Origin of the sequence: Herbiconiux dendrobii, assembly GCF_052048175.1 — a bacterium.
Classification (GTDB): Bacteria; Actinomycetota; Actinomycetes; order Actinomycetales; family Microbacteriaceae; genus Herbiconiux.
Genome location: NZ_JBLZQV010000003.1, coordinates 238,442 through 262,398 on the forward strand (window position 1 = coordinate 238,442; position 23,957 = coordinate 262,398).

The 23,957-nt window shown below is 71.1% G+C and carries 21 protein-coding genes, 1 tRNA gene and 1 riboswitch; of the genes, 5 read left to right on the plus strand and 17 right to left on the minus strand.

All coding sequences use genetic code 11. From position 1 onward, the window contains the following. Positions 1-18: 18 nt before the first annotated feature. Positions 19-90 (minus strand) — tRNA-Gln (locus ACN4JJ_RS10085). Between the two features lie 64 nt (positions 91-154). On the opposite strand from ACN4JJ_RS10085, the gene ACN4JJ_RS10090 reads away from it, so the two are divergent. Then, complete coding sequence (locus ACN4JJ_RS10090) at positions 155-655, plus strand: MarR family winged helix-turn-helix transcriptional regulator (protein WP_440709776.1); 501 nt, start codon at positions 155-157, stop codon at positions 653-655. A gap of 134 nt (positions 656-789) precedes the next feature. Here the strand turns inward: ACN4JJ_RS10090 and ACN4JJ_RS10095 are convergent, their stop codons facing one another. Beyond that, on the minus strand, positions 790-2,655 hold the full coding sequence (locus tag ACN4JJ_RS10095; protein WP_440709777.1) for an ABC-F family ATP-binding cassette domain-containing protein: 1,866 nt from the start codon (positions 2,653-2,655) through the stop codon (positions 790-792). Between the two features lie 107 nt (positions 2,656-2,762). Here ACN4JJ_RS10095 and ACN4JJ_RS10100 point away from each other — a divergent pair, with 107 nt between their 5' ends. After that, positions 2,763-3,734, plus strand: coding sequence for a spermidine synthase (locus tag ACN4JJ_RS10100; RefSeq protein ID WP_440709778.1), 972 nt, complete (start codon positions 2,763-2,765; stop codon positions 3,732-3,734). A gap of 56 nt (positions 3,735-3,790) precedes the next feature. Here ACN4JJ_RS10100 and ACN4JJ_RS10105 read toward each other — a convergent pair whose 3' ends face one another. Then, entirely contained in the window at positions 3,791-4,420 is a 630-nt protein-coding gene (locus ACN4JJ_RS10105; RefSeq protein WP_440709779.1) for a Pr6Pr family membrane protein, read from the minus strand. Positions 4,421-4,458: 38 nt separating this feature from the next. Here ACN4JJ_RS10105 and ACN4JJ_RS10110 point away from each other — a divergent pair, with 38 nt between their 5' ends. Continuing rightward, the gene (locus ACN4JJ_RS10110) at positions 4,459-5,007 is read left to right on the plus strand and encodes an adenine phosphoribosyltransferase (protein ID WP_440709780.1); all 549 of its coding nucleotides are present in this window, start codon (positions 4,459-4,461) and stop codon (positions 5,005-5,007) included. Between the two features lie 39 nt (positions 5,008-5,046). Here ACN4JJ_RS10110 and ACN4JJ_RS10115 read toward each other — a convergent pair whose 3' ends face one another. From ACN4JJ_RS10115 to rsmI, 12 genes are all read right to left on the minus strand, one after another. After that, entirely contained in the window at positions 5,047-5,982 is a 936-nt protein-coding gene (locus ACN4JJ_RS10115; RefSeq protein WP_440709781.1) for a 4-(cytidine 5'-diphospho)-2-C-methyl-D-erythritol kinase, read from the minus strand. 88 nt (positions 5,983-6,070) lie between these two features. Next, positions 6,071-7,075, minus strand: coding sequence for a nucleoside hydrolase (locus ACN4JJ_RS10120; RefSeq protein ID WP_440709782.1), 1,005 nt, complete (start codon positions 7,073-7,075; stop codon positions 6,071-6,073). A 77-nt stretch (positions 7,076-7,152) separates the two neighbouring features. Continuing rightward, positions 7,153-8,052, minus strand: coding sequence for an ABC transporter permease (locus tag ACN4JJ_RS10125; protein ID WP_440709783.1), 900 nt, complete (start codon positions 8,050-8,052; stop codon positions 7,153-7,155). After that, entirely contained in the window at positions 8,052-9,164 is a 1,113-nt protein-coding gene (locus tag ACN4JJ_RS10130) for an ABC transporter permease (RefSeq protein WP_440709784.1), read from the minus strand. The genes ACN4JJ_RS10125 and ACN4JJ_RS10130 overlap by 1 nt, the downstream gene beginning before the upstream one ends. Then, positions 9,161-10,762, minus strand: coding sequence for an ABC transporter ATP-binding protein (locus tag ACN4JJ_RS10135; RefSeq protein WP_440709785.1), 1,602 nt, complete (start codon positions 10,760-10,762; stop codon positions 9,161-9,163). Before ACN4JJ_RS10135 ends, ACN4JJ_RS10130 begins: the two co-directional genes overlap by 4 nt. 7 nt (positions 10,763-10,769) lie before the next feature. Beyond that, on the minus strand, positions 10,770-11,825 hold the full coding sequence (locus ACN4JJ_RS10140; protein ID WP_440709786.1) for a BMP family ABC transporter substrate-binding protein: 1,056 nt from the start codon (positions 11,823-11,825) through the stop codon (positions 10,770-10,772). A gap of 205 nt (positions 11,826-12,030) precedes the next feature. After that, complete coding sequence (locus tag ACN4JJ_RS10145) at positions 12,031-12,876, minus strand: alpha/beta fold hydrolase (RefSeq protein ID WP_440709787.1); 846 nt, start codon at positions 12,874-12,876, stop codon at positions 12,031-12,033. 90 nt (positions 12,877-12,966) lie between these two features. Next, positions 12,967-14,187, minus strand: coding sequence for an NAD(P)/FAD-dependent oxidoreductase (locus tag ACN4JJ_RS10150; protein ID WP_440709788.1), 1,221 nt, complete (start codon positions 14,185-14,187; stop codon positions 12,967-12,969). 231 nt (positions 14,188-14,418) lie between these two features. Next, positions 14,419-15,366, minus strand: a complete 948-nt coding sequence (rsmA, locus tag ACN4JJ_RS10155) for a 16S rRNA (adenine(1518)-N(6)/adenine(1519)-N(6))-dimethyltransferase RsmA (protein WP_440709789.1) — start codon at positions 15,364-15,366, stop codon at positions 14,419-14,421. After that, a complete protein-coding gene (locus ACN4JJ_RS10160; RefSeq protein ID WP_440710293.1) occupies positions 15,363-16,256 on the minus strand; it encodes a TatD family hydrolase in 894 nt (297 codons plus the stop codon). Before ACN4JJ_RS10160 ends, rsmA begins: the two co-directional genes overlap by 4 nt. A gap of 68 nt (positions 16,257-16,324) precedes the next feature. After that, on the minus strand, positions 16,325-17,893 hold the full coding sequence (gene metG / locus ACN4JJ_RS10165) for a methionine--tRNA ligase (RefSeq protein WP_440709790.1): 1,569 nt from the start codon (positions 17,891-17,893) through the stop codon (positions 16,325-16,327). A gap of 116 nt (positions 17,894-18,009) precedes the next feature. Next, positions 18,010-18,831: a 16S rRNA (cytidine(1402)-2'-O)-methyltransferase gene (gene rsmI, locus ACN4JJ_RS10170; RefSeq protein ID WP_440709791.1), complete on the minus strand. Its 822-nt coding sequence runs from the start codon at positions 18,829-18,831 to the stop codon at positions 18,010-18,012. 68 nt (positions 18,832-18,899) lie between these two features. Between rsmI and ACN4JJ_RS10175 the strand changes: the two genes are divergently transcribed. Then, positions 18,900-20,561 (plus strand): dolichyl-phosphate-mannose--protein mannosyltransferase, encoded by a 1,662-nt coding sequence (locus ACN4JJ_RS10175; RefSeq protein WP_440709792.1) that lies wholly within the window; start codon positions 18,900-18,902, stop codon positions 20,559-20,561. A gap of 7 nt (positions 20,562-20,568) precedes the next feature. Continuing rightward, positions 20,569-21,600 (plus strand): YeiH family protein, encoded by a 1,032-nt coding sequence (locus ACN4JJ_RS10180; RefSeq protein WP_440709793.1) that lies wholly within the window; start codon positions 20,569-20,571, stop codon positions 21,598-21,600. A gap of 227 nt (positions 21,601-21,827) precedes the next feature. Here the strand turns inward: ACN4JJ_RS10180 and ACN4JJ_RS10185 are convergent, their stop codons facing one another. Both ACN4JJ_RS10185 and ACN4JJ_RS10190 read right to left on the minus strand, forming a co-directional pair. Continuing rightward, positions 21,828-23,003 (minus strand): RtcB family protein, encoded by a 1,176-nt coding sequence (locus tag ACN4JJ_RS10185; protein WP_440709794.1) that lies wholly within the window; start codon positions 23,001-23,003, stop codon positions 21,828-21,830. A 514-nt stretch (positions 23,004-23,517) separates the two neighbouring features. Next, positions 23,518-23,832: a DMT family transporter gene (locus tag ACN4JJ_RS10190; RefSeq protein WP_440709795.1), complete on the minus strand. Its 315-nt coding sequence runs from the start codon at positions 23,830-23,832 to the stop codon at positions 23,518-23,520. A gap of 16 nt (positions 23,833-23,848) precedes the next feature. Then, positions 23,849-23,911: riboswitch (guanidine-III (ykkC-III) riboswitch) on the minus strand. Positions 23,912-23,957 lie beyond the last annotated feature (46 nt).

The following is a 23,957-nucleotide window of genomic DNA, read 5'->3' on the forward strand; positions in this document are numbered from 1 at the left end:
CAATGCCGCGAGGCATTGCTCCGCCTCCAGGGTTCGAACCTAGACCTAACAGCTCCAAAGGCTGTCGTGCTGCCATTACACCAAGGCGGATCGCCGGGATGGCTCCCGGCGCAGTAGTCCAGTCTGCCAGAGGTTCGGGCACGATAATGGGGGGATGAACTCCCGGGACAGCCGCGACACGGTCGACGAGATCGTGGAGGCGTGGGCGCGCGAGCATCCCTCGCTCGACTTCTCGCCGCTCAAGGTGCTGTCGCGGGTGTCGCGACTGGCCAAGCAGCTCGAGAAGACGCGCCGGGCCTCCTTCGCCACCGTCGAGCTGGAGCCCTGGGAGTTCGACGTGCTGGCCGCCCTGCGCCGCGCGGGAGCGCCCCACGAGTTGAGCCCGAAGGCGCTGCTCGAGCAGACCTACGTCTCCAGCGGCACCATGACCAACCGCATCGACGGCATGGTGCGCCGCGGCCTCGTGGAGCGCCGCACCGACCCCAACGACGGCCGTGGCGTGCTCGTCTCGATGACGGCCTCCGGTCGCGACCGCGTTGACGCCGCCATCTCGCACCTCGTCGAGGCCGAGGCCGAGCTGCTCTCGGGCCTCTCCCGAGCCGACCAGGAGCGCCTGGCCGCCCTCCTCCGCCGTCTCGCGATCGAGATGGCCTGAGGTCTCTTCCCACCCCTCGCCGACCCGTCACTTTATCCCGTTATGACGGGCGTATAACGGGACTGAGTGACGGGTCGGCAGGAGGAGGTGAGGTCGGACTCGCGGGAACGGGCGGGCACCGCAGGGAGCGGAGGCTAGTCGAGGAGTTCGGAGAGCTCCAGCCAGCGGGTCTCGTACTCGGCGATCTGGGTCTCGAGGGTCTGGAGCTCGGTGGTGAGGGCGCCGAGGCCGACGTAGTCGGACTGGTCGAACTCCGCAATGCGGTGGTGCAGGGTGTCGATCTGGCCGGTGAGCTTGTTGATGCGGCGCTCGAGCGAGGAGCGCTCCTTCTCGGCGGCGCGCAGCTCGGCTCCGGCGAGAGCGGGCTTGCCGGCTCCGGATGCTGCGGCAGCGCCCGATCCGGATGCTCCACCCGCAGCATCCGACCCCGCCGGCGGCAGACTCGACGAGGTGCCCCCGGGTCCGCGGTCGCGAGCACGGGCATCCGCCGACCCCGCGCCCTGCTTGCGCAGCGTGAGGTACTGCTCGAGACCGCCGGGCAGGTGCCGGAAGCGGTGGTCGAGCACGGCGTACTGCTGGTCGGTGACCCGCTCCAGCAGGTACCGGTCGTGCGAGACCACCAACAGCGTGCCGGGGAACGAGTCGAGCAGGTCTTCCAGCGCCGCGAGCATGTCGGTGTCGAGGTCGTTCGTGGGCTCGTCGAGGATGAGCACGTTCGGCTCGTCGAGCAGGATGAGCAGCAGCTGCAGCCGGCGCTTCTGGCCACCCGAGAGATCTTTCACCGGGGTCATCAGCTGCGCGCTGGTGAAGCCGAGGCGCTCGAGCAGCTGCCCAGGGGTCAGCTCCTTGCCGCCCGCCACGTACGAGGTGCGGTAGCGGCCGATGACCTCGCTGACGCGGTCGTTCTGCACGTCTTCGAGCTCGGCGAGCTGCTGGGTGAGCGTGGCGATCTTCACCGTCTTGCCGTGCTTCACCCGGCCGGTCGTGGGCTGCACGGCTCCCGTGACGAGGCCGAGCAGCGTCGACTTGCCGGCGCCGTTGACGCCCAGGATGCCCGTGCGCTCACCGGGAGCGATCCGCCACTCCACGCCCTCCAGCACGAGCTTGTCGCCGAACGAGACCGAGACGTCGAGGATGTCGACGACGTCTTTGCCGAGGCGCGCGGTGGCCATCTGGGTGAGCGAGACCGTGTCGCGGATCGGCGGCTCGTCGGCGATCAGCTCCTCGGCGGCCGCGATGCGGAACTTGGGCTTGGCCGTGCGGGCCGGAGCACCGCGACGCAGCCAGGCGAGTTCCTTCTTCATCAGGTTCTGGCGCTTGGACTCCATCACGTTGGCCATCCGGTCGCGCTCGACGCGCTGCAGGATGTAGGCCGCGTAGCCGCCCTCGAAGGGCTCGATGATGCGGTCGTGCACCTCCCAGGTGTCGGTCGACACCTCGTCGAGGAACCACCGGTCGTGCGTCACGACGGCGAGGCCGCCGGAGCCGGTCGGCCAGCGCTTCCTGAGGTGCTGGGCGAGCCAGGCGATGCCCTCCACGTCGAGGTGGTTGGTGGGCTCGTCGAGGAACACGATGTCCCAGTTGCCGACCAGGAGGGCCGCGAGGGCGACTCGACGGCGCTGGCCGCCGGAGAGGGTGCCGATGACGGCGTTCCAGTCGACGTCGCCGAGGAGTCCGCCGATGACGTCGCGGATCTTCGCGTCGCCCGCCCACTCGTGCTCGTCGAGGTCGCCGACGACGGCCTGGGCGACCGTGAGGGAGGAGTCGACCGTGTCGGCCTGGTCGAGCATCCCGAGCGTCACGCCGCGACGGCGGGTGACCCGCCCGGCGTCGGGTTCGATGCGCCCCGACAGCAGCGAGAGCAGGGTCGACTTGCCGTCGCCGTTGCGGCCGACGATGCCGATCCGGTCTCCCTCGTCGATGCCGACGGTGACGGAGTCGAAGATGACTCGGGTGGGGTATTCGAGATGGAGCGCCTCAGCGCCCAGAAGATGAGCCACCCGTCGAGAGTACAGGGCGCGGATGGGTGGTCCCGGTGCGGGTGATTCAGGGGGTGAAGTCGTTCGTTTACTGAGGTTTTCTCACCCTGTGTTCTTAGGCTGGGGGAATGGATGACCGCCTCCCGGGTTTCTCGTTCGATCTCGCGCAGCACGGCGCCCGTCTCGCCCTCGTCGACGACGCGACGCTGAGCTACGAGCTGCGGGTCGACGGCATCCCGCAGTCGCGGGTGTGCCTGACCGATCCGCGGCGCCTCGCCTACCCCTACGTGCGGCAGATCGCGCGGGCCGTCGAGGCGCACGCGCCGGCCGGGCAGCCGCTGCGCTGCCTGCATCTGGGCGCGGGGGCGCTGACGCTGCCGCGGTACCTCGCCGTGAGCCGGCCCGGATCGGAGCAGCTGGTCGTCGAGAAGGAGCGGCAGCTCTGCCGTGCGGTGCTCGCGGCGCTGCCCCTGCCGCCCGGCAACCGCATCCGGATGCTCTACGGCGAAGCGCGGCGGGTGCTGGAGCGCACGCAGCGGCGGGCGGCCCTGACCGCCGGGCTGCGTGCCGACGGGACCGGGACGAGCGCCGCCGCCACGGGTGCGAAGCGTGCCGAGCTCGTCATCGTCGACCTGTGGGAGGCGGCGCGGATCGATGCCCGCGTGGCGAGCGCCGAGTTCTACGCCTCGGTGGCGGCGGTCACCGAACCCGGCGGGCTGGTGGCGGTGAACCTGCTCGACGGCGGCGACTTCGACTACCTGCGCGCCCAGGCCGCCACACTCGCGGCGGTGTTCGCCCACGTGGCGCTCGTGCTCGACGTGTCACCGCGACTGCCGGCCCCGCTCGGCAACGCGCTGCTGTTCGCGAGCGACTCGCCTTTGGCGCTCACCGCGACCGACGGCGCGCTGCGCGAGGCGGGCTCCCCCTCGGCCTCGGCCTCCGCTTCGGCTTCGGCTTCGGCTAGAGCCTCTGCTTCGGCCGGAGGCGATCCGTTCGTTCTGCACGGCGACGACTTGCGCGAGTGGTGGGGCGACGCCCTCCCGATGACGGATGCCACGGCCACCGACTCCCCCGCCCTCGACGACCCCCGCTTCGCCTGAGCAATTCCTACTCGTGGGCCGCCCAGGCAGCGTCGAAGGCGGGAGCGGGGCGCAGGCTAGCGGGCGAGGATCTTCGTGCGGCTGAGGGCGATCACGACGCAGGCCATGAGGCCGATGAAGCCGGCGATCGCCACGATGTAGACGGCGACCGCGCCGTATCCGCCGGGCTGGGCAGGGTTCAGGAACGGGTAGGGATACCAGCCGACGAGCGGGCCGCGGATCATCGTGTAGACCGACCAGGCCAGGGGGAAGGCGATGATGGCCCAGATCGAAGGCCATTTCAGGGCCGACTTGCCGGGGGTGAGGATCCAGACCAGCACGATGTAGATCGGCGCGATCAGGTGCAGCACCTCGTTCGACCACGGCACGGTGCTGCCCTGATCGAGGATGATGCCCCGCAGCAGCAGGTTGTACACCACGCCGGTGGTGGCCATGTAGGTGACCACCGCGGCCAGGAACAGGTTGTACCAGGCCGGATCGCGCCGGCGGGTGAACGAGTAGTAGGCCCCGATCAGCAGCGCCACGGCGGCCAGCGCGTTGGAGAGGATGGTGAAGTAGCTGAAGAAGTTCACCAGGAAGTGCGTCACATCCGGCACCAGGCTGATGCTGTGCACCAGCTGCGCCACGATGGCGGCGATGATGATGCCGGCGGCGATGATGCGGATGACCCCGAACACTGTGCGCATGGCGTCACTCTACCGAGGCAGCTGGCTAGCATGGACGGATGCCCTCCGCACCCGCCGACATCGCCGCCGTCATCCGTTCCGGGATGACCGAGACCCCCGACTTCCCTACCCCCGGCATCCTGTTCCGGGATCTCTCGGGGCTGTTCGCCGACGCCGCCTCGCTGCGCACGGTGGCCAGCGCCCTGCTCGAGGGGCCCGAGGCGATCGACGCGGTGGTGGGCGTCGAGGCCCGCGGCTTCGTGCTGGGAGCGGCGGCGGCCGTGGCCGGCGACCTGGGGATGCTCGCGGTGCGGAAGGCCGGCAAGCTGCCGGGCGCCGTGCTGGCCGAGAGCTACGCGCTGGAATACGGATCGGCGACCCTCGAGGTGCACCCCGACACGCTGCCCGCCGGCTCCCGCGTGGTGATCGTCGACGACGTGCTCGCCACCGGCGGCACCCTCGCCGCGACCCTCCGCCTCATGGCCCGCGCCGGCCTGCAGGTGGTCGGCATCGCGGTCGTGATCGAACTCGAAGAGCTCGGTGGCCGGGCTGCCCTCGCGGATGCCGGCTTCGCCGACGTCCCCGTGCGCGCCCTGCTCCCCCTCTGACCTCTCGTCCTCGAAGCGACGCGTCGCGCCGAGGACGGGCTAGTCGGAGAGCACGCGGGCGCCGGCCACCGGGCCGGTGACGCGCACCACGTGGTGGCGGGCCGCGCTGAGGGCGATCTGCAGTTCGAGCGCGTTGTCGAGGTCGGCGGCCAGGAACGCCACCGTGGGGCCCGAGCCCGAGACGATGCCGGCCAGGGCGCCGTTCGCCTCGCCGGTCTCGAGCACCTTGGCGAGGCCCGGGTGCAGGTGCAACGACGGGGCCTGCAGGTCGTTGTGCAGCGACTCGGCGAGCATGTGCGGGTCGCCGGCGCGGAGGGCCTGCAGCACGTCGGCGTCGACCACGGGCTGGCCCTGCGCCGGGAAGATGTCTTGCGCGTGCCGTTCGCGATGCCGATCGAGCTCCTGGTACACGGCGGGCGTCGAGAGCCCGTGCTCGGGCAGCACGAGCACCCATTGGAAGCTGCCCTTGGCCAGCGCCGGACTCAGCTGGTCGCCTCGACCGGTGCCGATCGCGGTTCCGCCTGTGAAGGCGAAGGGCACGTCGGCGCCGAGCTCGGAGGCCAGCGAGATCAGCTCCTCGCGGCCGACCTCGGTGCCCCACAGGGTGTCGCAGGCGAGCAGGGTGGCCGCGGCATCTGCCGATCCGCCGCCCATGCCGCCCGCGATCGGCACGTTCTTCTCGATGCGCAGGTGCACGCCCTCGCGGAATCCCGTGCGGCGCGCGAGCAGCTGCGCCGCCCGGATGGCGAGGTTCGAGCCGTCGGTCTCGAGGCCCGAGGTGTCGATGTGGCCGCCGAACTCCACCGAGAAGTCGCTCGCCGGCGAGGCGTAGACGTCTTCGTAGAGCGAGACGGCCTGGTAGGCGGTGGCCACGTCGTGGTAGCCGTCGTCCATCACCGCGCCGACCTTGAGGAAGACGTTGATCTTGCCCGGGGCCCGTACGTGCACGGACTTCGTGACGCCCCGACTGCTCATGAAACCAACCTATCCCAAGCGGCGGGATGCCCCGTGCACGGGGGTCGGCGCCCCGGGCCGGGGCATCCGGAGCCCGGAACCCGCGGCGTCAGTGGCCCGACAGCACCCGGATGAAATCGGCCAGGAAGGCCCGGCGGTCCACGTCCAGCACGACGAGCGTGTCGGGCGCGTCTTCGGTGGGCCAGCTCACGGGCAGCCCCTCCGCGGTCTGCATCAGGTGCGCGCGGGTGAAGAAGCCGTCGGTGGTGATGTTCACCGGGCCGGAGACCGAGGAGGTGATCCACTCCGGCTGCACGAGCAGCGCCGCGGCCAGCCCGTCGTGCGCGGGCGAGACGCGGCGGCCCCAGGCCACCTGGTAGAAGTCCATGTACGCCTCGAGGATCTGCGCCGAGAAGGTTCCCCACTCGGTGCCCGCGCGGTGCAGCGCCTGCACGGCCTGCTCGTCGACGATCGTGCCGGCGGTGACGTTCACGCCCACCATCACGAGCTGGTTGCGCGGCGCGGCGAACATCCGGGCGGCGGCCACGGAGTCGTTGTGGATGTTGGCGTCGACCATCTGCACGGTGCCGAGCGGCGGGAACGGGCCCGAGCCGCCCATGATGACCACCGAGCGGTAGAGGGTGAGCAGCTCGGGCTCGATCTCCAGCGCCAGGCCGATGTTGGTGAGCGGGCCGACCGGCAGCAGGTCGTAGTAGCCCGGGCGCGAGCGGCCGAGCTCGACCAGAAGCTCGGCCGAGCTGAGCGGCGAGAGGTTCTTCGGCGCGATCGGCTCCGACCACAGGTCGCCGAGGCCGTCGTGACCGTGCACGTGCGAGGCGATCCGCGCCTCGCCCTCGATCGGGCCGGAGGCGCCCTTGGCCACGAGGGTGTCTTCGAGCCCCGCCACCTTCAGCACGCGCGCGATGTTGGTGAGCGCGGCCTCGACCGGGGTGTTGCCGTAGACGCTCGTGATGGCCGAGATCTCGACGTCGTCACGGCCCGCCAGATAGAGCAGGGCAAGGGCGTCGTCGATGCCCGTGTCGGTGTCGAGCACGATGTGGCGGGTCTCGCGGGGAGCGGGAGCGGGGGCTCCGGATGCGACGGCTTCGGTCATCGGGGTGGGCCTTTCGGTGGAGCGGGAGAGCGGCGGAGGGGGGTCGGGTCTGTCGGAGGGCTGTGGCGGCGGCCGGATCAGGCCACGGTCTGGCCGCGGCGGGCGAACCGTACGCGGGTGAGTACGAGCACGAGCAGGGTGATGGCGTAGGGCGCGGCATCCGTCAGCTGCTGCGGAGCGCCGATGCCCTGCAGCCGGAAGCCGAGCGCCTCGGCCGCACCGAAACCGAGGCAGGCCAACGGCAGCCAGAGCGGGCGGCCCGCCACCAGCATCACGGCGGCGACGGCGATCCAGCCGCGGCCCGCCGTCATGTTCTCGGTGAACACGGTCACGTTGCCGAGCGCCAGCTGCGCGCCGGCGATGCCGCAGAGGGCGCCGGCGGCGATGGTGACCCAGCTCTGGTAGTTCGCGACGTTCACGCCGAGGCTGGCGGCGGCATCCGGATGCTCGCCCACACCCCGCAGGCGAAGGCCCGCCGGTGTCGTCTTCAGCCACACGCCCACGGCCACGATCACCACGAAGGCGAGCGGCACGAGCACGGTCTGGCCCGCGAAGATCGGGCCGATCACCGGCACGTCGGCGAGGAACGCCATCTTGGGAAGGCCCTGCAGCCCGGTGGGCGAGAACGACCCCGACACGTCGAACAGCACGCGCAGCAGGAAGCCGGTGAGGCCGATGGCGAGCAGGTTGGTGCCGATGGCGATGATGATCGGATCGGCCTTCCAGCGCGCCGCCCCGACCGCGAGGATGACCGCGAACAGCGCGGTGCTGACGAGGGCGATGAGCACGCCGCCCCAGGCGCTGCCGGTGTAGTAGCTGCCGGCGACCGCGGCGAAGGCGCCCCAGAGCATCTGCCCCTCGAGGGCGATGTTGAACACACCGACCTGGGCCGAGATGGCGCCGGCCAGGGCCGCGTAGAGGATGGGCGTGGCCGCGAGCAGCACGGCCGCGATGAAGCCGAGTTCGAAGACGTGCATCAGGCGGAGCTCCGTTCGCTCCGGCGCTGGTCGAGCACGGTGCGCAGGGCCAGCACCACGATCACCACGCCCTGCAGCACGTCGGAGAGCTGCCGCGGCACGTCGGCCGAGCGCTCCATCGCGGCGCCGCCGACCTGGAGGACGGTGAACAGGATGGCGGTGACCGGGATGAGGGCCGGGCGGCCGCCGGCGAGCAGCGCCGCGGCGAGGCCGGCGAAGGTGTAACCGGGCGAGATGAGCGCGCCGTCGATGAGGCGGTAGGGCGAGCTCATCACGATGATCGCGCCCACGATGCCCGCGGCGGCACCGGCTGCGGCCATGGCGCCGAGGGCGAGCCGGCCGACGCGCACGCCGCCGAAAGCGCCGAAGCGGCGGTTCGCGCCGACCACACGCAGCTCGTAGCCGACCGCGCTGCGGGTGTCGACCAGCCAGAACACCACCATCATCGCGATGATGATCAGCAGGCCCGCGTTGGAGTACGAGAGGTCGCCGAGCGCCCACATCCGGGCGCCCTCGGGAAGACGCGGGGTCTGCGCGACGGCCGATCCGCTCTCCCCGATCTGGAAGCGCACGAGGTAGGAGCCGACGGCGACCGCCACCGGGGAGAGCAGCAGCGTCGAGATGATGATCGGGATGCCGAAGCGCGTGGCCAGCGGGGCCGAGAGGGCGCCGAACGCGCCCGAGACCACCGCCGCGCCGAGCACGGCGAGCGGGATGACGATCGGGCCGGGCAGCGGGGCGTAGCCGGCGATGACCGCGGCGGTGAGGCCGCCGAGCACGAGCTGGCCGTTGCCGCCCAGGTTGAACTCGCCCATCCGGAGCGGGATCGCGGCGGCCAGCGCCATGCCGCAGATGAAGCCCCACACCGAGAAGGTGTAGTCGAGCGAGTCGGGGTTGAGGGCGCCGTCGATGACGGCCGCGTAGGCGGTGATGGGGTTCAGGCCCGCGGCCAGGATGATGACGGCGCCGATGAGCAGGGCGAGCACGACCGCGCCGATCGGCACGACGGCCGGGTGCCGGAGCGCGGCGCCGAGCAGGCGCGCGGTGCGGCCTCGCGGAGGCGTGGGCGGGGCGTCGGCCGCGGGAACGGGAGGACGTTCGGTGGTGCTCATGCGCGGGGCCCTTCGGGATCGAGCACGGGGTCGGGAGCCGCAGGGGCGTCGTGCGCGGCGGCGCCCGCCATCGCGGCGCCGATGCGGGCCGTGGTGGCCTCGGCACCGGCGAGCTCGGCGACGACGCGGCCGGCGTACATGACGAGGATGCGGTCGGCGAGCGCGAGCAGCTCGCTGATCTCGTGCGAGACCAGCAGGATGGCGCCGCCACCGGCGCGGTACTCCAGCAGGCGGCCGTGGATCGACTCGATGGCCCCCACGTCGACACCCTGCGTGGGCTGCTCGGCGATCAGCACGGGGGCCTCGTGCGAGAGCTCGCGCGCGATGACGACCTTCTGCGCGTTGCCACCGGAGAGCGAGCCGATCGGCTGCTGCTCGCCCGAGGTGCGCACGTCGTAGTCGCGGATCAGGTCGCGGGCCCGGGAGCGCTCGGCGCGCAGCGACATCCAGCCGCGACGGATGCCCCGGGTCGCCCCGATCGGAGCGCTGCGGTGGTGCCCGAGGGTCACGTTCTCGGCCACCGACATGGTGACCGCGCTGCCCTCGCCGCGACGGTCTTCGGGGATGACCGCGAGCCCCAGGGCCCGGCGCTCGCGCACCGGCCGCACCGTCACGTCGTCACCGAGCAGGCGCACGGTGCCGGCCGTCGCCTGGATCGTGCCGAGCACGGCGGCCACCAGCTCGTGCTGCCCGTTGCCGGAGACGCCGGCCACGCCGACGATCTCGCCGCGGCGCACGGTGAGCGACACGGCGTCGACGTGGGTGACCCCGGCACGGGCATCCGTCACCGACAGCTCCTCGACCGACAGCGCCACCTCGCCGGGTGTGCCCGAGCGCGGGTTCTGCACGACCTCGATTTCGCGCCCGGTCATGGCGTGCACGAGCTGCTCGCCGGTGGCCTCGGCCGTGGCGAAACGGCCCGTGACCCGGCCGTCGCGCAGCACGGTCACCTCGTCGCTCACCGCGAGCACCTCGTGGATCTTGTGCGTCACGATCACCACGGTGCTGCCGTCGTCGGCGGCCCGGCGGATGACCGCGAACAGCGAATCCACCTCGCTCGGCGTCAGCACGGCGGTGGGCTCGTCCAGGATCAGGATGCGCGCCTCGCGGTGCAGGGCCTTCAGGATCTCGACCCGCTGGCGGGCGCCTGCCGAGAGGGAGCCGACCACGGCATCCGGATCGGTCTCGAGACCGTAGCGGTCGCTCAGCTCGCGCACGCGCGCGGCAGCAGCGGCCCGGTCGAGCCGCCCCCGCCGACGTGGCTCGGCGCCGTAGACGACGTTCTCGGCCACCGTCATGGAGTCGAAGAGGCGGAAGTGCTGGTGCACCATCCCCAGGCCCGCCGCGATCGCGTCGAGCGGGCCGGAGAAGCGCACGGTCTCGCCGTCCACCCGGATCTCGCCCGCATCCGGTTCGAGGAGACCGAAGAGCATCGACATGAGCGTCGACTTGCCGGCCCCGTTCTCGCCCATCACGGCGTGCACGGAGCCCCGGCGCAGCACGAGATCGACGCCGTCGTTGGCCACGACGGCGCCGAATCTCTTGCCGATCCCGATCAGTTCGACCGCGGGAGCGGCGGTGCCGGTTTCAGTGGTCATCTAGAGGTCATCCAGCGGTCAGCGGGTCGGCCACGACGATCTCGCCGGAGATGATCTGGTCGCGCACGGCGGCGACCTTCTCGATCACGTCGGGGTGATCGGCGATCAGGCACTGCGAGTCGGCCACGCCGTCTTCCAGGCCGGTGAGGCCCACGCCACCCTCGGCCAGGCCGTAGGAGGTGAAGCCGCCGGTCTTGCCGTCGAGGATGTCGCCGACCGAGTTCACCAGGGCCACGTCGACGCGCTTGATGGCGTTGTCGACCACGTTGCCGGGCGACTCGAGGCACTGGTTGGTGTCGACACCGAAGGCCTTGAAGCCGTTCTCGGCCGCGGCCTCGAACACGCCGGTGTTACCGCCGGATGCTGCGGCCTGCACGTAGTCGGCTCCGCTGTCGGCGAGGATCTGGGCCTGCGCCTTGGCACGCGCCTGGTCGCCGAACGGGTTGTCGCCGCCCACGAACTGCGCCGCCGTCTTGACGCCCGGGTCGACGCTCGTGGCGCCGGCGAAGAAGGGGTCGATCCAGCGGTGGATGAAGGGGGTGTCGAGCGCGGCGACGACGCCGACGCTGTTCTTCTCGGTGAGCAGGCCCGCCTCGACACCGGTGAGGTAGGTGGCCTCGTACTCCTTGAACACGGCGGCCGTGAGGTTCTCGGTGGGGTTCTCGGCCGAGGTGTCGATCAGCAGGAACTGCTGGTCGGGGTTGTCGGCGGCGGCCTCGGTGAACTGGTCGAGCACGCTGAAGCTCACGCCGATGATGATGCTCGGCTTCTCGCGGAGCGCGGCGTCGATGTTCTGCTGGATGCTGGTGGGGTCTTCGCTCTCGTAGACGTCGATGCTCGCGCCGTACTTCTCGCCGGCCTCCTCCGCGCCGTCCTTGGCCAGCTGCAGGAAGTTGTTCGAGCCGATCGGCGTGGGCGTGATCAGGATGATCGAGGCGTCGGTGGCGGCATCGGTGCTGGATGCGTCGCCCGAACCGGTGCCCGAGCTCGAGCAGGCGGCCACGGAGGCCACGAGGCCGGCGGCGATGGCCGCCGCGCCGAGCCGGCGTGCGAATTTCGACATGGGTATCCCCTTTGGAAGCGGTCGGTGCTGTGTGATGGCGTGCTGTGTGGTGACGGGTGCTGCGGGTGACGGCCGCACACGCGGGGTGTGGTCACCTGCGGAGGCCGTTCCTCAAGCCTACGAGACGCTCCGTCCCATTCTTCACACTCGGTCACACTCCGACACATTCGCCGTCGACGGTGCAGGATGCGCGAGCACGCGCGGATCAGGGCAGCAGGGCGAGGGCCTCGGCGAGCACGCGAGCCGGGTCGTCGCGGTGCACCGAGTGGCCGGCATCCGGCACCACGGCGTAGTCGAACGAGGGATGCCCCGCGGTGAGGCGTTCGCCGGTCTCGGCGGTGAACGAGGCCCTGCGCGCCGGGTCGGCGGCCAGCGCCCGCACCCGGATGGCGGCGCTCACGCGCTCGACGGCGTCTTCGAGCTGCCAGTCGGGGTTGTCTAGCACGGTGGACTCGACGACGCGGGGGCTCACCAGGCGCACGGCGTTCACCTTCTGCACGGCGTCTTCGATGTCCCAGCGCGGGTTGGCCTGCAGCAACGCTTCGGGGTCGAGCTGCTGGAGGTCGCCGAGCAGGTCGGCCAGCAGCCCGTCGTGCTCGTTCTCGGTCACGGTGAGCACCGGATCCAGGAGCAGCAGGGCCCGGCTCCAGCCCGGATGCGATTCGGCGACTTTCACCGCGACGGCGGCGCCGAGCGAGTGGCCGATCACGAGATCCCAGGGCCGGTCTGCTCCCAGGCCACCGGATCCCGAGTCGCCGGATCCCGCGCTACCGGCTCCCGGAACGCCGGGTCCCGGGCCATCGGGCCGCAGGGCCGCCACGTCGGCGGCGTAGGCCGCCAGGCGGTAGCGCTCGGTGCGGGGCGACGCGCCGTGGCCGCGCAGGTCGGGAGCCGTGACGGAGTATCCGGCGTCCGCCAGGCCGCTCGCGATGCGCCACCAGGTGCCGGCGGCCGAGGTGAGCCCGTGCAGCAGGAGCACGGATGGGCGGGCGTGTGGGATCCCCCAGCGAAGGACGGCCAGAGAGACGGGAGCCGGAGAGTCTGTGGTCACGATCGATGGTCGCATGCGCCGGGAGGCATATGCACACGCGGCACTGCCAGATGACGTCGGATTCCAGACAAGCAGCCGCGACCCCGCAGGTCAGCGCGAGGCGAGGGCGGCGGCCCGGCGCTCGCCCTTCAGCGAGAAGGCGGCGGGAGCGCGGATGCCGTCCACCAGATCGGCGAGCAGCTCGCCGATCGCCGGCGCCAGCGCGAAGTCCAGACGCGAGAACGCGGTCGCCACGGCGACCGGCCCCACGCGGTCGAGCACGAATCGGCCATCGCGCGTCGCAGCGCGCACGGTCGCGAACTCGTCGAAGCGCTCGGCGTCGACTCCGGGCAGCCAGTCGTGGGCGTAGCGCAGCAACGCAGAGCGCTCGCGCTCGTCGGGGCGCGGGTCACGCGCATCCGGCTCGGTGGCCACGCCCGGAGCCGCCCAGCCGAGCGAGAGGTCTCCGTGCTGGAAGAAGGCGGGCGCACCCTCGCGGGTGGGTGCGCCGATGCCGGGCGATGTGCGCACCGCTCCGGAGAGCGACGAGGGCCAGAACCGGTAATAGGGGTCACCCGACCGCGGGTGGTGCGTGAACGAGGGCACCGCGGCATCCGGCCCTCGCAGAGCGAAGCGGATGCCGTACTCCTGCGAGACGGCGAGCCGGGGCAGCACGAGCACCGAGCCGAGCAGCTTGGCCGTCCAGGCGCCGAGGGTCACGATCAGGCGGCGGCTGTCGAACTCCTCGGGGTCTCCCGAGGGCTCGCCGCCGGGATCGAGGGGCACCACCTCGATCCGCGCGAGATCGTCGCCCAGGATGCGGATGCGCGTGACCTGGCGTGCCGGATGAAGAGCGGCACCCCTTCTGCGCGCCTCGCTCTGCAGGGCTTCGACGGCGGCCCCGGCGTCGAGCGAGCCGGCCTCCGGGGTGTGCAGGGCGACGCCGTCGCTCCGCAATCCCGGCCAGCGCGCCTGGGACTCGGCGGCCGAGACGGGCTCGGCGGCGAAACCCAGGTGCGGCAGCACGCGGGCGAGTTCGTCGACCTCGCTCGGCTCGCCGTGCTCGATCCCGCCGGTCTGCGCCAGCACCGGCACACCCGTCTCGCTCTCGAGCACGCGCCAGAGCGCGTGGGCATCGGCCAGCAGCCGCAGTTCGAGCGCATCGGTGCGGGCGAGCGAGAACGGCGCGGTGCGGGCGACTTCCCGTGCACCCCCACGGGCGGCAGAACGCCCGAACAGCGCGACCTCGGCACCACGGCGGGCCAGTTGCCAGGCCGCGGCGGAGCCCATGACTCCCCCGCCGACGACGATGGTGTCGATGTGCGTGGGCATCTGCCGACCGTATTCGGCGCGGCCGCGCCGACGCGAGCCGGCCCGCAACACGGGGTAAGAAGAAGACGCATTGTGACGCGCGGGTGCGCGCGGCAGCCCTCAGCCACCCCACAACTCGCCCGGCCCGCGCCGCGGGCGGGTGCTCACCCCGGCGAGTCTCACGCCGAGTTCGTGCACAGTGCACGAGGGACGTCTGAAACGCGCTGAGTCGAACCGAATGCGGGGCGCGGGTCAGGCCGGCGACGCGCGCGCGATCGCCAAGAAGTCGTGCACCGTGAGCTCTTCACCGCGCGCGGTGGGGGCGACGCCCGCCGCCTCGAGCAGGCGCGAGGCCTCCTGCGAGTCACCGAGCACCACCGAGAGCGCCTGCCGCAGCATCTTGCGGCGCTGCTGGAACGCGGCATCCACGATCTCGAAGGTGCGCACCCGCAGCTCCTCGGTGTCGAGCCCCGAGCCGACCCGTTCGAAGCCCACCAGCACCGAGTCGACGTTCGGCACCGGCCAGAACACCTGCCGGCTCACCTGACCGGCCGTGCGCCAGTCACCGTACCAGGCGGCCTTCACCGACGGCGATCCGTAGACCTTCGAACCGGGCGCCGCGGCGAGCCGGTGCCCCACCTCGGCCTGCACCATGACGACCCCGGAGCGGATCGACGGGAAGTGCTCGAGAAAGTGCAGCAGCACCGGCACGGAGACGTTGTACGGCAGGTTCGCCACCAGCCGAGACGGGGCATGCGGCAGTTCCCGGATGCGCAGGGCATCCTCCCGGATGACCGTCAGGTCGGCCTCGGGCGCCAGCTGCGACACCGTCAACGGCAGTTGTTCGGCCAGCCGCGAGTCGATCTCGACCGCGACCACCGCGGCTCCGGCTTCCAGCAGCCCCAGTGTGAGCGAGCCGAGCCCGGGGCCCACCTCGACGACCGTGTCACCGGCCTCGACCTTGGCCACCCGCACGATCTTGCGCACCGTGTTGGCGTCGATCACGAAGTTCTGGCCCAGCTTCTTGGTGGGCGTGAGGTCGAGCAGCGCGGCCAGGTCGCGGATCTCGGCGGGGCCGAGCAGCGAGACCGAAGGGCTCGCGGCTCCCGCCGCGCCGTCGGTTCCGGATGCGCGGTCGGTTCCGGATGCGCCGTCGGTTCCGGATGCTCCGCCCGCACCGCCCGCGGAGGCGTCGCTCATCGGGCCTCCACCGGGTCGTCCTCCCAGCGGCCGTAGACCAGCTCGGTGTTCGACGAGATCTGCGCCGCCAGCATCGAGACGTCGGTGCCGAGGTGCGCCGCCATCGCGCGGAGGGTGTGCGGCACGAGGTAGGGGGCGTTCGGCCGCCCGCGATACGGGGTGGGCGTGAGGTACGGCGCATCCGTCTCCACCAGCAGCAGGGAGCGCGGGGCGACCTCGAGGGCCTCGCGCAGCGTGCCGGCGTTCTTGAACGTCACGTTGCCGGCGAACGACATGTACCAGCCGTTGTCGGCGCACAGCCGAGCGAACTCGGCGTCGCCCGAGAAGCAGTGGAACACGGTGCGCTCGGGGGCGCCCACGCGCTTCAGCGTGGCCACCACCTCGGCGTGCGCGTCGCGGTCGTGGATCTGCAGCGCGATGCCGTTCTCCTTCGCGATGGCGATGTGCGCCTCGAACGAGCGGTACTGCGCGTCGCGGCCGTCTTCGCCGGTGCGGAAGAAGTCGAGCCCGGTCTCGCCCACCGCGCGCACCCGGGGCCAGGCGGCCAGTTCGGCGATCTCGGCCAGGGCGTCGTCGAGCGTGCCGGCGGCCTCGAGCTCGGGGGCCTCGTTGGGGTGCAGGGCGACGGCGGCCAGCATCCGCGGCTCGCGGGCGGCCTGCCGGGCCGACCAGCGGCTGGTCTCGACGTCGGTGCCGACCTGCACGACTCCGCGCACGCCGACCGCGGAGGCACGGTCGAGCTGCTCGCGGAAGTCGATCGGGTCGTCGCCGTCGGCGATCTCGAGGTGCGTGTGGTTGTCGTAGACGGGAACCACGAGCGCCTCGGGCAGCGGCGGGTAGGCCTGGTCGCCGCGCTCGGAGGGCTCGCGCGTGCGCAGGTACGGGGGCAGCTCGCCGGGATCGCTCGAGTCGGGGCCGACGCCGGCCGGGCCGCCGGCATCCCGCGGGCTGAGCGAGCTCACGAGGCGTCGACCTCGATCCGCGGGAAAAGCGGTTCGAGCGCGGCGACATGCGTGCCGCCCGTCCACTCCCAGGCCGACCGGATGGGCTGATCCTGCACCGAGCCGGTACCGGCCAATGCGGTCCAGAGCTTCGCGGCGGCCTCGGGCACGACCGGCGAGAGCAGCACGGCGAGCGTGCCGACGCCGCGCACGACGGTGTTCAGCACCGTGGCGAGGCGGTCGGCGTTGGCCGGGTCTTTCGCGAGTTTCCACGGCTCCTGCAGCGTGATGTAGCCGTTCAGCTCGTCGACCAGCTGCCAGATGGCGGCGATCGCCTCGTGCACGGCGAGGCGCTCGATCGCGGCGTCGGCGGCGGCGGTGACCCGGCGCTCGGTGTCGCGGATCGCGGTGTCGGCCGACGTGACCGAGTCGGCCACCGCATCCGGGATCTCGCCGCCGAAGTACCGCGTGACCATGGCGATCACCCGCGAGGCCAGGTTGCCGAAGCCGTTGGCGAGCTCGGCCTGGTAGCGCGCCGAGAGGTCTTCCCAGCTGAACGAGCCGTCTTGCCCGAAGTTGATTGCGCGCAGGAAGTAGTAGCGGAACGCGTCCGACCCGAAGGTGTCGGTGATCTGCTCGGGAGCGATACCCGTGAGCTTCGACTTCGACATCTTCTCGCCGCCGACCAGCAGCCAGCCGTGCCCGTAGACCTGCTTGGGCACCTCGAGGCCGGCGGCCATCAGCATGGCCGGCCAGATGACGGCGTGGAAGCGCGCGATGTCTTTGCCCACGATGTGGGTGGCGGGCCAGAGCCGCTCGAACTTCTCGTCGTCGGAGCCGTAGCCGGCCGCCGTGGCGTAGTTGAGCAGGGCGTCGAACCACACGTACACGACGTGCGACTCGTCCCACGGCACCTTGATGCCCCAGTCGAAGGTCTGCCGCGAGATCGACAGGTCGGTGAGGCCGCGCTTCACGAACGCCACGATCTCGTTGCGCACGCTCTCCGGCTGCACGAACTCGGGGCGCTCCTCGTAGAGCGCGAGCAGCTTCTCGGTGAAGTCGCTCATGCGGAAGAAGTAGTTGCGCTCCTTCAGCAGCTCGACCGGCTTGGAGTGGATGGCGCAGACCAGCTGCCCCTCGTACTGCCCGGTGCCGTCGACCAGGTCGGAGAGCTGCTTGTACTCCTCGCAGCCCACGCAGTAGTAACCCTCGTACTCGCCGGTGTAGATGTACCCGGCGTCTTGCAGACGCTGCAGGAAGAGCTGCACGTTCTTCTCGTGCCGCTCTTCGGTGGTGCGGATGAAGTCGTCGTTGGAGATGTCGATGGTCTCCAGCAGCGGCTGCCACGACTCGGCCACGAGCTTGTCGGCCCACTCCTTGGGCGTCACACCGTTCGCGGTCGCGGTGCGCAGGATCTTCTGGCCGTGCTCGTCGGTGCCGGTGAGGAACCACGTCGGGTCACCCGCCTGGCGGTGCCAGCGCGCGAGCACGTCGGCGGCCACCTCGGTGTAGGCGTGCCCGATGTGGGGCACGTCGTTCACATAGAAGATCGGCGTGGTGATGTAGAACGAAGAGCCGTCGGACATGCTGACCATCCTAAAGCCCGGCATCCGGCCCGGGGTTCCGTGTGACGGGCCTGTGGAGAACGGTGACAGCGGCTCAGGCCTGGGGAGAACGTGGGCGGCGGCCCGGGCCAGTGCGCTCAGGGGCGGCGGGCCGCGAGGGCGCCCTCGTAGAGGTCGCGCTTGGAGAGGCCGGTGGCCTCGGCGATGTCGGTGGCCGCGTCTTTCAGGCGACGGCCGTCGGAGACGAGCTCGAGCACCTGGGCGATGCCCGTGCCGATGTCGATCGCGAGCGCCTCGGCCCCGGCCACCACGAGGCAGATCTCGCCTCGCACTCCTCCGGCCGCCCACTCCGCCAGCTCCGCCGCCGTGCCGCGCTTGGCCTCCTCGAAGAGCTTGGTCAGTTCACGCACCACCACCACCCGCCGGTCGGCGCCGAACACCGAGGCCAGGTCGGTCAGCGAGTCGGCCAGCCGGTTGGGCGACTCGAAGAAGACCATCGTGCGGGGCTCGCGGGCGAGCATCCGGAACGTGCTCACCCGGTCGCCGTGCTTGCGGGGCAGGAAGCCCTCGAAGCTGAAGCGGTCGGTCGGCAGGCCCGAGAGCGCGAGCGCGGTGACGACGGCGGACGGCCCGGGCAGCACGGTCACGTCGACCCCCGCCTCGATGGCGGCGGACACCAGCAGGTAGCCGGGGTCGGAGACCGTCGGCATCCCCGCATCCGAGAGCAGCAGCAGATCGCCCTCCCGCGCCAGCTCGACCAGCTCGGCCGCCTTCTCGCGCTCGTTGTGCTCGTGCAGCGGCAGCAGGCGCGGACGGTTCTGGATGCCGAGCCCGCGCAGCAGCTTGACGGTCACGCGGGTGTCTTCCGCGGCGATCACCTCGGCGGCCTCGAGCATCTCGATCAGCCGCAGCGACGCATCCTTGAGGTTGCCGATGGGCGTGGCCGCGAGGATGAGCATGCCCCCAGTCTCGCACCCCGGATGCCCGCCCCAGGATGAGGGTCGCACGCACCCGTTAGCATGGCCCGGTGAGCACAGAGGTGACGACCGCGCCCGAGCCGGCGCCGCAGCCCGCCGGCCCCGCCGCGCCTGTGCCCACGGGCTCGCGCCTGGACGACTGGTGGCTGCGCATCATGAGCACGCCCGCCCGCGAGCGGCTCTGGCGCTGGGGCGGGCCGATCGCGGTCACCCTGCTGGCCGCCGTGCTGCGCCTGGTGAACCTGGGGCATCCGCATTCCCTGGTGTTCGACGAGACCTTCTACGTGAAAGACGCCTGGACCACCTGGAACCTCGGCTACGAGGCCAGTTGGCCAGCCGATGCCGACGCCCAGTTCAACCAGGGCGCCACGCAGATCTTCCAGACCAGCGCCTCGTTCGCCGTGCATCCGCCGCTCGGCAAATGGATCATCGGGCTCGGCATGGCCCTGTTCGGTGCGGACAACTCGTTCGGCTGGCGCATCTCGGTGGCGGTCTGCGGCATCCTGCTGGTGCTGCTCACGGCCCTGATCGCCACGAAACTCACCAGGTCGACGCTGCTCGGCACCATCGCCGGGTTCCTGCTCGCCATCGACGGGCACGCCATCGTGATGAGCCGGGTGGCCATCCTCGACGGCATCTCGGCGCTGTTCCTGCTGCTCGGTTTCGGCGCCGTGCTGATGGACCGCGAGTGGAGCGCCACCCGGCTGGCCGTGTTGACGGCCGCCCGCTCGAGGCCGTATTCGACCACGGATGCGGACGGCATCACGGCCAGCGGCGACCGCCCGCCGGCCTGGGGCCCCGTGCTCTGGAACCGGCCCTGGGTGCTCGCCGCCGCCGTCGCGTTCGGCGCGGCCGGCTCGGTGAAGTGGACCGGCCTGTACTTCCTGGCCGCATTCGGTGTCTACCTCGTGGTGGTCGACGCCCTCGCGAGGCGCCGCCTCGGCATCCCGTTCTGGTTCAGCGCGGCGGTGCTGAAGCAGGGGCCCGTCACGGCACTGCTGCTCGTGCCGCTCGCGGTGTTCACCTACCTGCTCAGCTGGATCGGCTGGTTCAGCACCTCGGGCGGCATGTACCGCACCTGGGCGCAGACCTCGGGCGGCGAGTGGACGGGCGGGCTCAGCTGGGTGCCGCTGTCGATCCAGAACTTCTGGCACCTCGAAGCGGCCGTGTACAACTACCACGTCAACGAGCACTCGCCGCATCCGTACCAGGCGAACCCGTTCACCTGGCTGTTCCTCATCCGCCCTACGCAGATGTTCGTGCAGACGGACGACCCGAGCCTGTGCGGCGGGCAGACCTGCTACGAGAACATCACCTCGATCGCCAACCCCATCATCTGGTGGTGCGCGACGGCCGCGATGTTCTACCTGGTGTACCGGCTGGTGCGCAAGCGCGAGTGGCAGGTGGGGCTCATCCTGATGGGCATGGTGGCCGGCTACCTGCCCTGGCTGCTCTACCTCAACCGCACGATCTTCCAGTTCTACACGATCGCATTCGAGCCCTACATGATCCTCGGGCTGACCTTCGTGATCGGGCTCGCGCTCGGGTCGCGCGGTGATCCGCGCCCGGTGCGCACGAGGGCTCTGCTGATCGTGGGCGCGTTCCTGGTGATCTGCGTGCTGGTGAGCGCGTTCTTCTGGCCGGTGTGGACCGGGATGCCGATCCCCGCCTGGTTCCTGAGCCTGCACTACTGGCTGCCCAGTTGGCGATGAGCCGGCGATGAAGTCGCCCGGATGGCTCCCCGGCATCCTCGTCGCCGGTGTGGCCGCCGCCGTGGCGTTCGGGGTGCACCTGCTGCTGCCCGCCGTGCCGATGCTGACGGCGGCCGTGGGTCTCGGGATGATCGCCGGGCAGATCCCGGCGGCCCAGCGCATCCTGGACACGCTCCTGAAACCCGGAATCGCGCTCGCCGCCCGGCGGCTGCTGCGGATCGGCATCGTGCTGCTCGGCCTGAAGCTCAGCCTGGTCGACATCGCGGGGCTCGGCGGGGAGACGATCCTGGTGATCGTGCTGGTGGTGGGGATCACCTTCGGCGTCACGCTGCTGCTCGGCCGGCTGCTCCGGCTGCCGGGCACGCAGCCGATCCTGATCGCCGCCGGCTTCTCGATCTGCGGCGCGTCGGCGGTCGGCGCGATGGCGGCCGTGACCCGCAGCAAAGACGAGGACACCGCCACGCCGATCGCCTTGGTGACCCTGTGCGGAACGCTGGCGATCTTCGTGCTGCCGGTGCTGCGCTTTCCACTCGGCCTCTCCAACGCCGACTTCGGACTCTGGGTGGGCCTGAGCGTGCACGACGTCGGCCAGGTGGTGGCGACCGCCCAGATCGCCGGCCCGGTGGCGCTCACCGCCGCCGTGGTGGTGAAGCTCACCCGCGTAATCACGCTGGCGCCCATGGTGGCGATCGTCGGCCTGGTGGAACGGCGAGCGGATGCCCGCAACGCGGCCCTGGGGGCGGGTCACCCCGACTACGTCTCGCGCCCCGCCGCGAAGCGTCCGCCGATCGTCCCTCTCTTCATCGTGGGCTTCCTGGCGGCCGTCCTGGTGCGCACGGTCGTACCTCTCCCCGACGTGGTGCTGAGCGCGGCGGACACGGCGCAGACCATCCTCTTGGCGATGGCCCTCTTCGCCCTCGGCACGAACATCCGCTTCCGCACCCTGGCCCGCACCGGCTGGCGAGCCCTGATCGTCGGCCTCACCTCCTGGGCCCTCATAGCCACCCTCTCCCTCGCCGCCGTCTGGCTGCTGCGCTGACGGCTCCTCACCCAAAGCCACCCGTCGAACCCCGAAGACGAGCAACCACGCACCAGACCCCACAACCACGCGACAGGCCCTACCCGACGACCCAAGGTGAGCGTGTGGCCGAACGGCCCGACCGCAGGCCGGGTCGTTCGACCGCGCGCTCACATGTCGCGGCTCGCCGGGCAGGGACCGGCGAGCCCCGGGAGCGCCGAGCAAAGCCCGGCGCCCCCGGCAACAAGCTAATTCCCCTTAACGTTCACCAGCTGCCGCAGCGTCCGCCGGATGCGCACCAGGTCACGCGCATCCTCCATCACCCGGTCGATGGGCTTGTAGGCCTGCGGGATCTCGTCGATGAAGGCGTCGGTGTCGCGGAACTCGATCCCGGTCATCGCCTCCCGCAACTGCTCGTGCGTGAAGGTGCGCCGGGCGGCCGACCGCGAGTACTCCCGCCCCGCACCGTGCGGCGAGGAGTTCAGCGCGAGCGGGTTGCCCGCGCCCTCCACCACGTACGACGCGGTTCCCATCGACCCCGGGATGAGCCCGGCGGCCCCGTCGGAGGCGATGATGGCGCCCTTCCGGGACACCCACACCTCCTTGCCGAAGTGCCGCTCCTTCTCGGTGAAGTTGTGGTGGCAGTTGATCCGCTCCTGCTCGTCGACGGGCACGCCCATCCACTCGCTCAGTTGGCGCACGACCCGATCCATCATCTCCTCGCGGTTCAGCAGCGCGTAGTGCTGCGCCCACCGCAGTTCGGCGATGTACCGGTCGAACTCGGCCGTTCCCTCCACGAGGTAGGCCAGGTCGGGGTCGGGCAGCGCGATCCAGTACTGCGTCATCAGCTTCTTGGCCACGTCGATGTGATGGCCCGCGATCCGGTTGCCCACGCCCCGGCTGCCCGAGTGCAGGAAGAGCCACACGGCATCCGTCTCGTCGACCGACACCTCGATGAAGTGGTTGCCGGAGCCGAGGGTGCCGAGCTGCTCGCGCCACCGCTTCGCCCTGGTCGCCGGATCGAAGCCCGCCTCCTCGGCGAGCGCCTCCAGTTCGGCGATCCTGGTCGCCGCGGTGGCCACGATCTTGTTGTTCGCGCCGCCGGCCGACAGCGGGATGGCACGCTCGATCTCCTGGCGCAGCGCGCCGAGCCCCTTCGGGTTGGCGGTCAGCTCGCCGCGCACGAACTGCGTGCGCACGGCGATCATCCCGCAGCCGATGTCCACGCCCACGGCGGCCGGGATGACGGCGCCGAGGGTGGGGATGACCGAGCCCACCGTGGCACCGAGGCCGAGGTGCGCATCCGGCATCAGGGCGAGGTGCGGGTAGATGAACGGCATCGTCGAGGTCGTGAGGGCCTGCGCCCTCGCGTTCTCGTCCAGGATGCTCGCCCAGGAGAACAAGCGGTCGGTGATCTTTTCCATGGTCCTTTCTCTCTTCGTGTCGAGCCCTGAGGTACGGGGCCGCCTCACCCGGACGGGCTGGAAGACGGAGGAAGGCAGGAAAAAAGCCCCGGACCACGACGGGTGCGGGGCTTTCGGAGTCGATGACTCAGATCGCGTGCACCACGTCGGCGTACTGAAGGTCGCGCTGCTGCTGCAGCGCGCGCAGCTCGGTGCTGCGAAGCGTGAGCGTGAGTTTCTCCACGGTGTCGCGCCTTCCTTCGTCCACGGGGGTGCTGGTGCGATGTGCACAGCCCCGCAACGCTAGTGCCCAGACCGCATCGCGCGCAAGACCTTCGTCTCACGACCACCACGACCACCACGGCCCCCACAACCACGCGACAGGCCCTACCCGACGACCCAAGGTGAGCGTGTGGCCGACGGGTGCGAGCGAAGCCCGCGCCCGGCGACCGCGCGCTCACATGTCGCGGCTCGCCGGGCAGGGACCGGCGAGCCCCGGGAGCGCCGAGCGAAGCCCGGCGCCCCCGGCAGCCAGCTAGTGCACGAGCTTCAGCCCCACCACGCACGCCACGATCCCCATCACCAGCAGCGCCTTCACGAGCGAGAAGCTCTCGCCCCCGAAGGTCATCCCGTAGAGGACGGTGAGCGACGCGCCGATCCCCACCCACACGGCGTAGCCGGTGCCCACCGGGATGGTGCGCAGGGCGTAGGCGAGGCCGGCCATGCTGGCCAGCAGGCCGGCGCCGAAGATCACGGTCGGCCAGAGCTTGGTGAAGCCCTCGCTGCGGCCGAGCGCGGTGGCCCAGACGGCCTCGAGAACACCGGATGCGATCAGAACGATCCATGACATGACGACTCACTCCTGCGTGGTCAGTCTTGTCGCTGTCCGGGTACTGCGCCCTCGTCCGGAAGCCGCTCTGCGGCCTTGGTTCCAGGATGGCACGGCTGCCTGATCACGGGCTGGGCAGCGCTCAC